Origin of the sequence: Litorilituus sediminis, assembly GCF_004295665.1 — a bacterium.
In the GTDB taxonomy this organism is placed as follows: domain Bacteria; phylum Pseudomonadota; class Gammaproteobacteria; order Enterobacterales; family Alteromonadaceae; genus Colwellia; species Colwellia sediminis.
Window position 1 is genome coordinate 593,906 of the sequence record NZ_CP034759.1, and the last position, 14,540, is coordinate 608,445.

Annotated in this window: 16 protein-coding genes; 2 read left to right on the plus strand and 14 right to left on the minus strand. The window is 37.7% G+C overall.

Annotated features, from left to right (window positions below; translation table 11 throughout):
* Window positions 1-72 precede the first annotated feature (72 nt).
* The 14 genes from EMK97_RS02725 to EMK97_RS19105 all read right to left on the minus strand — a co-directional run bounded on the left by EMK97_RS02725 (window position 73) and on the right by EMK97_RS19105 (window position 13,408).
* The gene (locus tag EMK97_RS02725) at window positions 73-2,127 is read right to left on the minus strand and encodes a TonB-dependent receptor (RefSeq protein WP_130599214.1); all 2,055 of its coding nucleotides are present in this window, start codon (window positions 2,125-2,127) and stop codon (window positions 73-75) included.
* 614 nt (window positions 2,128-2,741) lie between these two features.
* A complete protein-coding gene (locus tag EMK97_RS02730; protein ID WP_130599216.1) occupies window positions 2,742-3,272 on the minus strand; it encodes a GNAT family N-acetyltransferase in 531 nt (176 codons plus the stop codon).
* Window positions 3,269-3,769, minus strand: a complete 501-nt coding sequence (locus tag EMK97_RS02735; protein ID WP_130599218.1) for a GNAT family N-acetyltransferase — start codon at window positions 3,767-3,769, stop codon at window positions 3,269-3,271. The genes EMK97_RS02730 and EMK97_RS02735 overlap by 4 nt, the downstream gene beginning before the upstream one ends.
* 27 nt (window positions 3,770-3,796) lie before the next feature.
* Window positions 3,797-4,114: an antibiotic biosynthesis monooxygenase family protein gene (locus EMK97_RS02740; RefSeq protein WP_130599220.1), complete on the minus strand. Its 318-nt coding sequence runs from the start codon at window positions 4,112-4,114 to the stop codon at window positions 3,797-3,799.
* A gap of 39 nt (window positions 4,115-4,153) precedes the next feature.
* A complete protein-coding gene (locus EMK97_RS02745; protein ID WP_130599222.1) occupies window positions 4,154-4,498 on the minus strand; it encodes a 5-carboxymethyl-2-hydroxymuconate Delta-isomerase in 345 nt (114 codons plus the stop codon).
* A gap of 50 nt (window positions 4,499-4,548) precedes the next feature.
* Window positions 4,549-5,145: a glutathione S-transferase family protein gene (locus EMK97_RS02750; RefSeq protein WP_130599224.1), complete on the minus strand. Its 597-nt coding sequence runs from the start codon at window positions 5,143-5,145 to the stop codon at window positions 4,549-4,551.
* A 13-nt stretch (window positions 5,146-5,158) separates the two neighbouring features.
* A complete protein-coding gene (locus EMK97_RS02755; protein ID WP_130599226.1) occupies window positions 5,159-5,653 on the minus strand; it encodes a GNAT family N-acetyltransferase in 495 nt (164 codons plus the stop codon).
* A 17-nt stretch (window positions 5,654-5,670) separates the two neighbouring features.
* The gene (locus tag EMK97_RS02760; RefSeq protein WP_130599228.1) at window positions 5,671-6,612 is read right to left on the minus strand and encodes an alpha/beta hydrolase; all 942 of its coding nucleotides are present in this window, start codon (window positions 6,610-6,612) and stop codon (window positions 5,671-5,673) included.
* A gap of 144 nt (window positions 6,613-6,756) precedes the next feature.
* Window positions 6,757-7,485 (minus strand): DUF2268 domain-containing putative Zn-dependent protease, encoded by a 729-nt coding sequence (locus tag EMK97_RS02765; RefSeq protein WP_130599230.1) that lies wholly within the window; start codon window positions 7,483-7,485, stop codon window positions 6,757-6,759.
* A 157-nt stretch (window positions 7,486-7,642) separates the two neighbouring features.
* Entirely contained in the window at window positions 7,643-8,020 is a 378-nt protein-coding gene (locus EMK97_RS02770) for a hypothetical protein (protein ID WP_130599232.1), read from the minus strand.
* Between the two features lie 20 nt (window positions 8,021-8,040).
* A complete protein-coding gene (locus EMK97_RS02775) occupies window positions 8,041-8,271 on the minus strand; it encodes an alpha/beta hydrolase (RefSeq protein ID WP_130599234.1) in 231 nt (76 codons plus the stop codon).
* Window positions 8,272-8,298: 27 nt separating this feature from the next.
* The gene (locus EMK97_RS02780) at window positions 8,299-8,937 is read right to left on the minus strand and encodes an outer membrane beta-barrel protein (protein WP_130599236.1); all 639 of its coding nucleotides are present in this window, start codon (window positions 8,935-8,937) and stop codon (window positions 8,299-8,301) included.
* A gap of 172 nt (window positions 8,938-9,109) precedes the next feature.
* Entirely contained in the window at window positions 9,110-9,430 is a 321-nt protein-coding gene (locus EMK97_RS02785) for a hypothetical protein (protein ID WP_130599238.1), read from the minus strand.
* A 201-nt stretch (window positions 9,431-9,631) separates the two neighbouring features.
* Window positions 9,632-13,408, minus strand: a complete 3,777-nt coding sequence (locus EMK97_RS19105) for a thrombospondin type 3 repeat-containing protein (RefSeq protein ID WP_246028926.1) — start codon at window positions 13,406-13,408, stop codon at window positions 9,632-9,634.
* A gap of 513 nt (window positions 13,409-13,921) precedes the next feature.
* Between EMK97_RS19105 and EMK97_RS02795 the strand changes: the two genes are divergently transcribed.
* Together EMK97_RS02795 and EMK97_RS02800 are read left to right on the plus strand one after the other, a co-directional pair.
* Window positions 13,922-14,170, plus strand: coding sequence for a hypothetical protein (locus tag EMK97_RS02795; protein ID WP_130599242.1), 249 nt, complete (start codon window positions 13,922-13,924; stop codon window positions 14,168-14,170).
* A gap of 26 nt (window positions 14,171-14,196) precedes the next feature.
* A complete protein-coding gene (locus EMK97_RS02800; protein WP_130599244.1) occupies window positions 14,197-14,538 on the plus strand; it encodes a DUF3302 domain-containing protein in 342 nt (113 codons plus the stop codon).
* Window positions 14,539-14,540: the final 2 nt, after the last annotated feature.

A 14,540-nucleotide genomic window follows, 5' to 3' on the forward strand; every position in this document is an offset into this window, starting at 1 on the left:
AAGTAATAAAAAAGAGGGCGAGATGCCCTCTTTGTTTAAAAACCCTTTATCTAAGTGATAAAGCGATTACGGTTAAAAGTTAAATGTCACTGAGGCGCCCACTGTACGTGGGTCAACAATAGCAGAGTAGCCTTGCGGGTAAGCACGACCTGGCGGCTCTGTAGATATTAAACCTTGCTCATCAAACGCGTTATTAACAAATACAGTTAACTGCCAACTATTAATTTCATAGTTAACATCAAATTTAGCTACCGTGTAATCACCTGCAATGCGCTCATCTGAATTAGTGATCTCACCAAAATAGTCATCGACATAATTGACGCTAAAGCCAACATCAAGATCTTCAATAAACCAGTAACGAACGCCAAAATTTGCCGTAACACCTGGCGCAGAACTTAACTCATTACCATCAATATGTTGATACGTTTCATTACCATCTTTAATTTCTGACGCTAATAAGCCTAGACCACCATTAATACGTAAATCATCTGTGATCATGGCTGATATTTCAAATTCAGCGCCATAGGTAATCACATCGTCAATATTATTAATTTTTCTATCTAAACCAGGTGCTTGGTAACCATCATAATCATTATAAAAAATATTAGCACTGACATTGATATTACCTTCATCAAAGCTAGAGCGAATACCGGTTTCAAATGTATTTACGGTTTCAGAGTCATAGTAATAATACTCACCGCTTGCCCAGTCTAAAGCACCACCACCTGCGTTGTAACCTCGTCTTGCACTAATTGAGGCAGTAGTGGTATCTGATAACTCATATTGTAAAACTAACTTAGGTAATTTGATGGTTTTACTTTGATCTAATACTGAGGTTTCATCTAAACCATCGACAACATTAGTAAAGTCACGATACTGTGTTTCTCTTTCAATTCGACCACCTGCAATAATGCTAAATGCATCAGTAAACGCGTAGCTCACTTCACCATAAACAGCTTTGGAGTCACTTTCATCTTGACCATGGTAACTATAGGCACTGACACTTTCATAATCTTGTTCACGTTCAAAATAAGCAACACCAACAAAACCTTTAAGTGTGTTACTCATTAAGCCAAAGTTTAATTTTGCATCTAGGGTTAAGTTTTCTTCATCCATTTGCAGTTGTTGCTGACGAGCGGGGTTTTCTTCATAGGTATCAAAGCCCCAGTTATAATCCATATAGGCTGCTAAGATATCAAAACTCATATTGTTATTGATTTCATAATCTATGCGTAAGCTCGTGGTTTTAGATTCGGTATCCATATAGCGCTGTAAAATAGGAATAAAAGCCCAAGGATGGTCTTGGGTAAAGTAATTACGACCCGTGTTACCTTTTTCTTCATTACTTGTAAAAGTGAATAAAGTACTTAAATTATCTAGTGCCTTTGGCTCCCAAAGTAACTTACCTTTATATCGCTGAGTTTTCACTTCGTCTAAATCAAATGGCGGTTCATTCTCTTCAAAGATAACGCTGTTATCATAGTCTTCACCATCTAATATTTGACCTGTTAATCTAAACGCGAGTTCATTATCAATAATAGGACCAGAAGTCATAAATGAAGTATCGATATAGCTACTTTGATTTCTATAGCCTACTCGCGCGGCACTTTGCCAATCATAGGTTGGATCTTTGGTTTTAATAAAGATCAAACCACCTATGCTATTACGACCATTACTGGTTGATTGCGGGCCACGAAATACCTCAATTTGCTCAATATCCCACATCCCGGTATCACCAGTTAGATCGGCCATAAAAGGTTCAGCGACACCATCGATTAATGTGGTAACACGAGGTTTAGCACCACCAGAAACACCATTAAATCCGGTACCTGAGCCATTACCCGAAATACCACGAATGTCAGGAGCAGCACCAGATAACACCACAACATTGGGGATCTCAGCAATAGCGCTACTGACACTAATATGCTGTAAACTTTTTAACGATTCCTCAGTAATAACAGACACAGAAGATGCAGTATCTTTTAGCTTACGATTTGCTTTTTCACCATAAACAACAATCGTTTCGAGCGATTGTTCTTCATCAGCTACAACATCATCTGCTAAGGCATTTTGACAAACAGCAGTGAACACAGCACAAGCCACTGCACTTAATTTTTTAGTAAACATTATTTTCCCTTAAAATTTGAAAATTATTCTTTTAGGACAATGTGATGGATATAATTATGGTTGTTTTTCATCGCTGTGAATTATACCTAAACACTCATCAATGAGAAGTAAAATGATAACAATTATCATTTTTACCATGTATAAATTCGAAAGATACTAAATGAGTTAATGATATATAAATTTATTAAGAAATTAATGACGTTAGCCCTACACTATCAGAATATAAGAGCTAACAATGTTGGAGGTGTACACAGCAGGCCTGATTAAAAAAATAAGACGAATGCCTCAATTATCAAATCAGCGCCGTGATTAATTTTTACCTTAAATCAATCTTTTTAGAGTAAATTAGCATCAACTGGCAACTAGCATAACTACCCTGCTACGCAAATCTATTGGAGTTAACTAACCTCAGGTTTGCATAAGAAATCGCGCCAAACCTAATCAAATCAATAGGCTATGGATTTTTTTAATTTCTAGCTAGATATTATTGTCTGAATTCAAGGCTTTTTGAAGTAGGAATAGTTAGCTATTTCACTTCAAAATAACGAAGAAGTCAGTAAAAATAGCGGCTAGAAACGCATGGCTTATGTGAAGCTGAGGTTAACTACAAAAAACTATAATTTTTCATTCAAGTCAGTTAATGATTGCCAGCCTACTAAAAACTCTTTTGCTTTATTACCGCACGGTGTATGCCAATAAGCTGTTGCTAGCTCTTTTGCTCCAATAGATTGATAAAACCCTATTGCTTTAGGGTTACATTCCAGCACTTCTAAATACAAAGGCGCATTTGGATAATTATTTAATAACCAAGTTATTGCGGTTTTAATTAATCGTTTACCAATCCCCTGACCTTTACAATCAGCGCTGACATGCAGGTTATCGATAATACTGCCATAATCATTATGATTTGCACCAAAACAACAGATAAAGCCGACAAGGTTATTATTGAGTTCAGCAACTAATACTAATTGATTTGCCTTTGGCGCTTTAAGTCGCTCTGTCCATAACGCAGTGCGCTCTGCCACAACATCATCTTTAAGGTATTTAGAAGACAACACTTGCGCATACACATCGCGCCAGCTATTTGCATGCAAATTAGCAATAAGGTTTAAATCATCAATTGTTGCAGCTCTTAAATTCATCATGTTCTTCTTTTTAGTAATGCATATAAATGTTCATCGTTGTATTTACCGTACTTATAAGCAGACTGGTTTAAAATTCCCTCTAATTTAAAGCCCGCATTTTTCATCACTCCGATTGAAGCAATATTATCTGCATTAACCGGGTTGTAAATACGTGTAATATGGGTACTTGAAAACAGTAACTGAGTAAACAGCATGGTAGCTTTTGATGCTATCCCCTTACCCCATAAGTTTTTAGTTATCCAATAACCCAACTCAGCACTATGTTGATAATCAAAAGATTGCAGGTAAACACCTATTACGCCACAAAATTCGCCTTTAAAGGTAATCGCTTTAGATATTGCCTTGTCTTTACTACCCTGATTTATCCACCACAGTGCATCTTCTTCACGATATGGCTGAGGTATCTTAGAGGATAAATGATGAATAACATCTTCATCGTTCAAGGCTGCAACAATCAAAGGGGTATCTGTAATTGTTAGCTCTCTTAACGCAACCATGCACTTCCTATAAGAATAATCGAATTGCTATAAACCATAATCTTTTTCTACCTTGGCAATTCTGACACGATAAGCCTCATACCAAAGTTTACGGCCTGTCTCTTGCGCTTCTAAGTGCTCAGTATTGGCTTTCCAATGCTTAATATCTTGCAAATTTTGCCAATAAGATACCGTAATACCGACACCTTCTCTGGCAGATTCAACGCCAAGAAAGCCTGGTTGTTGCTGCGCCAAGGTCATCATTTTCTCCGCCATCTTGTTATAACCATTATCTGTTTGGCTACGAATGGAGGTAAAAATTACCGCATAATATGGTGGTTTAGGTGTATCAGCAATAACTGTCATAAATCGTCCTTCAGGGTTGCTTCTTATCCAGCTATGCTACTAAAGCATACCTTTATTGCAATACGTTGCCTTTTCAAAGTCTCTGATATTCATGGCGATATTATCAACCGATGGAAATAACTGTACTAGTTTGTTAACAACAGCATAAGATAACGCTGCTTTTTGCTCTTGCGTTCTGCCCTGCATGATATCGGCAAAGACATGAATAAAATCGACCTTTTTATTACCAACACGGTAGTTTGCAAAAGGTTTTACCCTGACTTTTATATCAGATTCAATAAAAAGGCCACTGGCTTTGGCAACAAAAAACAATTGCTCATTGATGTTATCTTCATCATGAGTGGCTAATACGGTGTCTGAACATTCAACGACAAAATGAGGCATATTTATCCTTTAGTTATATAAGCGTTATATTAGTTGTGATTAAAAGCTGGCTAGCCCATGGCGGTATAATTAGGCTGCTGTTCAATTCGGCTAAGCCAGGCTTGAATAGCTGGATACTGCTTCAAATCAAAACCACCTTCGTGTGCAACATGGGTATACGCGTATAAAGCGATATCTGCGGTAGAAAGTTTATCGTCAACTAAATAATCGCTTTGTCTTAGTTGCTGCTCCATAACAGCTAATGCTTTATGGCCACCTTGTTGCTTTGCTTGATACTCTGCTTTTCTATCTGCAGGTAAACCTAGGTACTTAGCGATAAACCTTGCTACTGCTATGTATGGCTCATGGCTATATTGTTCAAAAAATTGCCATTGCTGAATTTTGGCATAACGAAAGGTATCTTCACCAATCAGATCTGTGCCAGCAGCAAGGTAATTTATAATGGCATTTGATTCAGCAATAAAACGACCGTCATCTAAAGCAAGTAGAGGAATTTTACCATTGGGGTTCATAGCTAAAAATTCAGCGGTTGTTGTTTCTTTTGCTAAAATATCAACATCAATCCATTGATGCTCTATCTCTAACAACGACATAAGCAATTTAATTTTATAACAATTTCCTGACTTACTATCACCGTAAACTTTCACATTGACCCCTTCTTCAATCGTCGTTGCCTAAACGTTTAACATAGACACCATAGTCTACGCCTAAAAGCGTTGGCGCATCAGCCGTTTTCTCAAAGCCCATAGCTAAGTACATAGTTAAAGCCGACTTCATTATCGAACTGGTATGTAAGGCAATTTGTTTATTTTTACCACTACGCGCTTTATCAATACAAGCTTGGGTTAACTTCATGCCAATGCCTTGTCCCCGAGCTTTAGGAGCAACCACTAACATGCGAATAATTGGCGTATTATCGGGAAAATAGTCAGCCTTTTCTGACTGAGCGCCCACATAAGCTACTGCTCCTACAATCTCATTAGCTATAGTGGCAACAAAAATATCAGCCGAGCTTGCCAGCTCAGCAAAACACCTTAAGCGCTTAACTAATGCTGGCCAATCTTCATAGGCTTGTTGATATTCCTGAAACGCTAGTACCGCTAAATCAGCTAATTTATCTTTATCGCTTACTTTAAAACTGCGTATGGCTAGCATAACTTCTTGATACTCTGTTAACGCGATACTCTGTTAATAAACTGAACAATTGCTTCAACTAATTCTGGCATGATAGGTAAATCAGCTTGATTATAGGTAGCAAAGTTTGCTTGCGGATTTATACTTGCCTCTTTAAAAATGTGATTCATCTTAGTAATAATCACTTTTTCAGCCGCATTATTTGCCTTAGCCAATTTATTTACATCCGCTACAGTAACTTGCAAGTCAGTTTCCCCTTGAACCAGTAAAATAGGTTTATTTAATTGAGCAATTTCTTTTTGCGGATCATATTTTAGCCAAGAAATCATATAAGGCTGTACACTGGGACGAAATAAAGACATGAGATAATTAGGTACATTATCAACCGTTTGACCTTGCTTTAACTTTTCTAAAATAGGAATCGTATTAGTTAACACAAACTCAGCTTGTTTGCTAAGCTGTTGGCGAATCGTTTCATCAATAGGCTGACCAACCCCTGCCAGAGAAATATATTTATCTACCTGCTTATGGTGAGCCGCTAACATACCAATCAGCGCACCTTCACTGTGACCAATAACAATAATTTGCTCAAATTGCTTATTGTTAGCTAAGTAATCAAGCCAAGCGTTAGCGTCTTCAATATAGTGTTCGAATCTTAAATTTTTCTCGGCTAAGCCGGCAGTTTTGCTGGCGCCAATACCACGCTTATCGTACCTTAACGATGAGATACCTTTTTCGCCCAAAGCATTTGCCAACATTTTCAGCGAGTTATTAACCATTTTAGGGTTATTGCCATTTCTGTCGGTAGGGCCAGAGCCTGCAATAATTAAAGCAACTGTTTTAGTTTCACCTTCAACGTCAAGTAAACTTCCCTGTAAAGTTCCTGTCTCGGTATGAACAGAAACTAATTGTTCATTTGCCAGCACTTGAGTGCTAAACAACAAGCCTGTCATCAAAGCCAAACAATGAGTAATTCTCATAGCATTCCTTTTCTATAACATTAAATGCAGCTAACGCGCTGAAAATTAAATTAATAGCCTGTTTTATACAACAATATTACAAAAGCTCAAAGCATGGATGTTTTGAGCTTTTATAGAAATTGTCAGAAAGTATGTCTAAAAAAATTATTCACTTAAAACGACTGCTAAGATTGCTTCTGGCGTCATATTACTTAGCGCTAAAATGTCTTTATTGGTTTTTTCCATCGCTTGGTGAACCACATAACGGCCAATACGATAACCGATCACACTTCTACCGTCAGGATGAAAACCACTCACCCAGTGACCATAATTAGCATCTTTAGGTAAATTCATAATTTCATCTAACCACTGTGCGGCTTGTTCGGGGTAGTCATAAGCAAGAGGAAAATATTCATCAGTATAAGTATCAGCAAAAACACTTGCTAAGCCTTCATTAACCGTGGCAACGGGAATACCAGGTTGTACACCAAATCTATTCTCGGTCATTGTCCATCCACGGGCTAAATGATGCATTTCATGATAAAGGCTTGAGGTAAGCGCCGTATCTGCCGAGCCAATCACGCCATTTTTAGAGGCTGTCGATAATGTTACTTCTAATAAACCAGGCGCATCTGCCCGACCAAATACCCCGCCGACCATATCAATATTACGATCTGTGGTGACCACATTAACGGTAATGGTTTCATCCAATGTTGGTAGTAACTTTCTCACTTCTTGCTCTGATTGATTAATTATTTTACTGATATGGGCTTTTTCTTCGTTGGTAAATGGATAAGCATCGCTATTAAAATTAACCTTAGTGGCTGCCATGCTTGATGCTGCAAAACCTAAGAATAATGTAGATGCGATAGTTAGTTTTATTTTTGTGTTCATTTTTATAACCTCATTAAAAAGAACACTTTTGATAGCAAACCTAAGTTCAACAACATAACCAATTGATTTACATGAAATTTATATCATTAAGTGTTATCAAAAAAAATAGCAAAAGCAAATAAATAGTGAATTTAACCAACGTAATTAGTTAAATTCACTAATGTTTTTTATTTGTTTGCTCTTTTAGTAACCAAGCTAAAGAGTAAAACATAGCTATAGCAAAACAATCAATTAAATAGCCAGAGCCTTGGCTAAAGTCCGTAATAGGAAATGACACTGTAATAGGTGAAATATGAGGCATTATGCTGTGCTTATCCACCAAACGAATGCTCTGTGAAATAAACAAAAGCATAGAAGTAATTAACGCTATCCGCTTTTGATGCCATACTCCCCAAGCACCATAAGTTGGAATAAGCACATAAAGCGATGTGGCAATAACATATACCATCGGACTTGCCAGCTCAGTAAAAAGCACAATGCTTAAACCAATTACCCCATAACAAGCAAGAATAAGACTAATAATTTTATATTTCATAGGGTCAATTGTAGATTGAGTTACTTATTACCGTCATTGGCAAGTAACCAGCGTAAACCATGATACCAACTCAGTAATGCCACAGTACCATGACTTTCATGCGCAAAATATTGGCTTTTTACTTGAAACGTAGCAGATAGATTCTGCTCTAATCTTTTGCTAAAAGCTTGTCCCCATTGTAAATTGGTTGCACCTATCTCAGCAAATGCCTGATTGTTGGCAAAAGCCAAATAAACGTTAGCGTTAAGCAATTGCTTGCAAGTGCCAATGCTAAAACACTAAAAGCGTACCAACAAAGATAAGGCTAAATTTTGCGTGGTAATTTCTGCTATTTCTGTTTGTTCAAAATCAAAAGTGATAGCAAAGACATTATTAAAACCATAACCTATGCCAACACCTGTCAATAGTGAAGCACCATGATCCGTTTGTTTTACCGTAGATAAATCATCCAGAGTACCAGTTAAGGAAGTGAACTCATTACCCCAAAGTAACGCGCCAACTTGTGCCTTTAAAAACAAATTGTCATTGATGGGATAAGTTGCAATGGCTCGAACATCACCAGCAATGGTTTTAAAGCTACCACTGTGAAGGGTATTGAGTGTACTTTTACCATTAGCATCAGTCACTTCTTCGGTGATGGAAAAGCTGGCTTTACCAAAAGAAGTCACCCCAGCCTCTATCGCCATGTATCGATTAAATTGATAGCCAATAAAGCCTCGCCAGCCACTTTCTGAGGTGCTGTCATTATATTGACTAGCAAGCTCAGAGACATCAATGCCAGGGGAAAAATTTAAATTATCGTAACTATGATGCTGATAACTAAGACCTGTATAAGTAAATTGATTTCTATCAGCCGCAACAGCGGAAAAAATGCTCAAACCTAATACGGCAATAATTGATGTACGTAATAATTTCATTGATATCCTTATGAATAAATTATATTAAATAGTGCTGTCGTCATTAACAGCAAAACAATTGATTATAAAAGAAAAGATAAAGCTTAGCACTATCCGTTTTTAAGCTTTACTGTGTTAAAAGTGGTTTTATTTCATGGTTATTTCAGCTATCTCTGTTATCTCAAAGGTATAGTTATATTTTTCGGCCAACAAAAACGTTACTACTTATCACTGCTTTGCCAACCTTAAACTGCAGTGAGTGATCGAAATAAAAGCGCCCTATTGAACTAAATTGAGAGACAAGCTTATTGTCTTTATTTGTAGCCTTGCCTTGTATTTCATATTGTTTTTTATCTATTTTTTTGATTAAAAACGTAATAACCCATGGCTCCATATCTAAAGTGACATCATTACCGTCATCAACAAATCTTCTGCCACTAAAGGCATTGGTATCTGAGCAATAAGCATTATTAGTGCACGGTGTTAATTCTAAAATATGCCAATCATAAGCCACGACATAATTGTCTAGCGATGTATTAGCTAAAGCGTTGCCAGCAAAAGTGCATAAAAAAATAAAAAGAAAAGCTTCATCCGTGATTTCCTAGGGTTAATAATGCCACGATAAGTGACAACGAATATGCGGGCTTACTTTTGCGAATCCGAAAAAGCAAACCATCAATACTTCTATAATTCAAAAATACTCGCTTTTGCTTATTCAAGCGACTAATCTTTTATTAAAAGTACTTGCTCTCCTTAGCCTAATCAGAATAAACAGTGCTATTAAAGCTTCGACGGAACCAGTACCACCAGAGCCATTATTCTCTGACGTAACCGTAGTAACTTTAGCTTCATTTTTGATAGTAAACGAAGTCGCCACAGTAGTACTTAGATTACCGTCTGAGATTGAGAGTTGTATATCGACAACCTCATCACTTGCTACTTCAGGCAAAGTAAAGCTAACTTCACTTATAGTTGCATTATTCATCATGATATCAACACCTGATATTTGCTCCCAGAGGTAGGTTAAATTATCGCCATCTGGATCATTACTTTGTGAAGTTAGCTTAACAACACTACCTTCAGGGTAACTATTTTCATGACTATCGATACTGACCTTAGGGCCTTGGTTGATTTGATTAACTAATACTTCAATAACGACACTACTATCTTCTCTACCATCATTTACTGTTAACTCGAAGGTTAAGGTTTCATCGTTCTGCACATCTGGGCTGACAAAGCTCAGTGTCATTTCGCTTGTAGTATTTAGCGTAACTTCATGGCCGCTTAATTGTCTCCACGTAAATGTTAGGTTATCCCCTTCTGCATCGGTTGTGCCTGATGCATCTATAATCAATTCAGTACCTTCATCCACTTGATATCTTGTTATCATAGTAATAGTTGGCGGTTGGTTTTGCTTTTCAATTGCAAATACACCCGGGTCTTCCACTACACCATTAGCAGCTAAATCATCGTCATTAGGGCCTCCATCCTCTATAATTAACTGAACACAGTTATCACTTTCAGTTAAACCTGTCGTGTAAATTGCATCATTAGCCAGTGGACAATTTCCGTTCGCATCCGTTGAAGCTGATTTAACACTGTTTTTATCATCTTCAACAAATGTGTACCAACCATTGACAGTATTATATTTACGATAAATAGTACCAGCGCTTAAAGTTTTCCCTTTCGTTAACGGGATAACTACTGCCACAGATTCACCTTGTTTAGCTAATCCACTGACAATAAAGCTGTAAATTGAACTTTCCGCAATATAGTGCGCATCACCTGTATCGGCTGCCCCCGCTGGGACGACACCCACTAATTCATCAACGCTTAAAATAGCGCCTACGCTACTAGCACCACCAGACATAGAAGCCATCTTACCTAATGACATACTTAATCCTTGAGTAGTTTTTATTGGTTCGCTGCCTACTTGAGTTGGTAGTTGTGAAGCATTGTCGTCATCATCAAGATAATCAGCTATGCCATCTCCATCACTATCTTTATAGCCTTCATCGCTATCACGAATGCCGTCACCATCACTATCTGCATTCCCATCAAGTGAAGTTAAATTTTCTACTAATAGTTGTATATCACGCTTAACACTATAACTCTCTGCTGTATTATTCTCTGTTACTTCAACCATGATGTTATAAGGCACGGTTAGTCCTTCTTTGCTTAAATCACTAGGATCAAATTCAAAAGTTAAATTATTGCTATCAATATTTTCATCGATAAAAGCATTGCCATCCACTGTCCAGCTAATATTATGACTATCATTTTGATTCACATCACTAATAACAGCAGCAATAGTCACAATGCCATTATCTGGGTCAATTATGCTAACATGTTCGCCGTTTTGGCGGCTTAATATACTCAACTGCGGTGCTTCATTATGTTTGATTACCAAGAGTTGTGTTTGTTTATTATCACCAATAAAGGCATTGCTAGTACTATCAATTGTTACAATTAAGTCGTCCGTGGTAAGCACATCGTTTGGTATGTTAACCGTTAATTGTCCTTGTGTACCTGAGTCAATTGCAACACTCGCCTTAGTAATTACGTTACCATTTTGACTTAGTTGATAATCAATCCCTACAGGATAACTCGGAGCTTTACCACTTAAGCTCAACGATAGTTGATAACTGCCGCCGGCCTCAACATTTAAATTTGAACTAATACTGAGCTCTGGTTTTATTTCTAGATTAACCACAGCAGTTTGATTGTTACCCGAGTTATCACTCGCCCTCAATTCAATTTGATGTACACCCGATTGATATTGACTTTTACCTAAAATTTCTGCCGTTAATTCACCATCAACAATATCAAATGCTCTCACGGTAACTAAATCATTGATGTCCGTTAAGCGACCCTCTGCATTGATATAAACTCCTGATTGCTCGATAAATTCCGGTTTAGTAGTATCTTCCACCGTAACCAACTGCTCAATAGAGGCTTGATTGCCAGCAAAATCAGTAGCTGTCCAGGTAATAACATGCTCACCTAATGGTAGGCTTTCGGTTAAATCTGATTCAATGCTCGGAGCATTAAGGTTGTTATCTGTCACCTCTGGCGCGATTAATGAAATTTCAGTAAATTCTCCTGTCGCCTCAAAAGTTAAAGAATCAACAACACCTATGACCGGAGCTTGCGTATCCCCGATTTGAGCATTTAATGGCTCACTGTCATCTTCATCCAAAATACCATCGCCATCATCATCAGTATCGGCGTTGTTACCAATGCCATCACCATCTGTATCAAGAAACTCACTCGCATCTAGCGGAAAGGCATCTGTGCTATCCGCTACACCATCGCCATCATCATCAGTATCGGCATTATTACCAATGCCATCACCATCTGTATCAAGAAACTCACTCGCATCTAGCGGAAAGGCATCTGTGCTATCCGCTACACCATCGCCATCATCATCAGTATCGGCGTTGTTACCAATGCCATCACCATCTGTATCAAGAAACTCACTCGCATCTAGCGGAAAGGCATCTGTGCTATCCGCTACACCATCGCCATCATCATCAGTATCGGCATTATTACCAATGCCATCACCATCTGTATCAAGAAACTCACTCGCATCTAGCGGAAAGGCATCTGTGCTATCCGCTACACCATCGCCATCATCATCAGTATCGGCGTTGTTACCAATGCCATCACCATCTGTATCAAGAAACTCACTCGCATCTAGCGGAAAGGCATCTGTGCTATCCGCTACACCATCGCCATCATCATCAGTATCGGCATTATTACCAATGCCATCACCATCTGTATCAAGAAACTCACTCGCATCTAGCGGAAAGGCATCTGTGCTATCCGCTACACCATCGCCATCATCATCAGTATCGGCATTATTACCAATGCCATCACCATCTGTATCAAGAAACTCACTCGCATCTAGCGGAAAGGCATCTGTGCTATCCGCTACACCATCGCCATCATCATCAGTATCGGCATTATTACCAATGCCATCACCATCTGTATCAAGAAACTCACTCGCATCTAGCGGAAAGGCATCTGTGCTATCGGCAACACCATCGCCATCATCATCAGTATCGGCATTATTACCAATGCCATCACCATCTGTATCAATAGACTCATCTTTATTAAATGGAAAAGCATCGACTTGGTTTATCACTCCATCATAATCAAAGTCAGTGCCATAATTCTTTGAAATAGACATAGTTTGCTCATTATTTTGAGCATCGAGCTCTGTCCAATAGATAGTTACTTGAACACTAGCTAAACATTCAGCTGAAAAAGTTAAGATTGAATTTGCTCTACCAAATCCATACTCCTTAGTTAGTATTTGATATTCACCTGAAGAGTCTGCGGGTATACCTGTTAACACAAGTTGAACCGTTTCTAGTGCTTGCCTTTGTGGCCAAATGTAGGAATTTACTGAAATAGCTATATCTTTATTTGTTATACTAGAAAAGTTGCATTGAGCATAATAAGCGTTTTGTAATAGCTCAATTTCCATCGTATTCACATCATTGCCGAACGCAGAAGCTGTAGATATTAATAACAACCCCGCAAGGAATACTTTAGAGTTAAATACTCTTGATAGTTGATTACTCTTTTGTTTAAATTTGTATTCTTTCTTTATTAAACCAAGTGACTCCATTCAGCTTTTATTCCTTACTTATTAATATGTTACTTTTAGGCAGTAAGAATATTATATTTTCGTTTGATAAGCTAGTACAACCACTTACATCACTCCTCTTTAAGAAAAAATTACGCTTGTTCTTCCTCAACGCTAACTGAAAAAGTTCGTTAATATTCTCTGAGCATTAACTTTTTAATGGTTTGAATAAGTCTTGCTTCATAGAGATCTAGTTTGCATTCGCCTGAGCATTGACTTTAAAGCGCTCAATACACATCCGCTATTAATGCAGTTGTCATAATATAAAGCAATGAAGTTGCTAGCTTTTACAATACAAAATATCTTAAACTGAACAAAGACATTGGAAGTTTCTCAAACGGAATGTTCGCTATGCCAACAAATACGATAAAAGGCACTTTATCAATCCCAATCATATGTATAGAAGTATTTATTTCTGTCGATACAGAAAGTAGCGATATTATTAAAGAAACGACTTTCACTAAACTCAAAAGTCTATACAAAAGCACTAGTAAGCAAGAACAACAACTTACCAATGCTTTTATGCGGGCGATTAAACAAAGAATTAAATTTAGCCCAAATAAGCCAGTTCAAATTAAGCCAAAACAAATTAACTCATGAAAACATAATCAAAATAAGGAACTCATATGCTAGATTATTTCGCACTATTCTTAGTGTTTTTCGTAGCACTCGTCATCTTTTATGGCATCATTGCCATTCATGATATCCCCTACGAAATTGCTAAAAAACGTAACCACCCTCAGCAGGATGCCTTGCACGTTGCTGGCTGGGTCAGTCTCTTTACTTTACATGTGATGTGGCCATTTTTATGGATTTGGGCAACCCTCTATCGTGAAGATAGAGGCTGGGGATTTTCCAAAAACAACAAAGCTAATCTAGATGATTTAGCTATCATGCAAGAAGAAATTAGCGCATTAAAAACTCAGCTAAACGATTTACAACAACAATTACAACAAGGTGAGGGTTAATT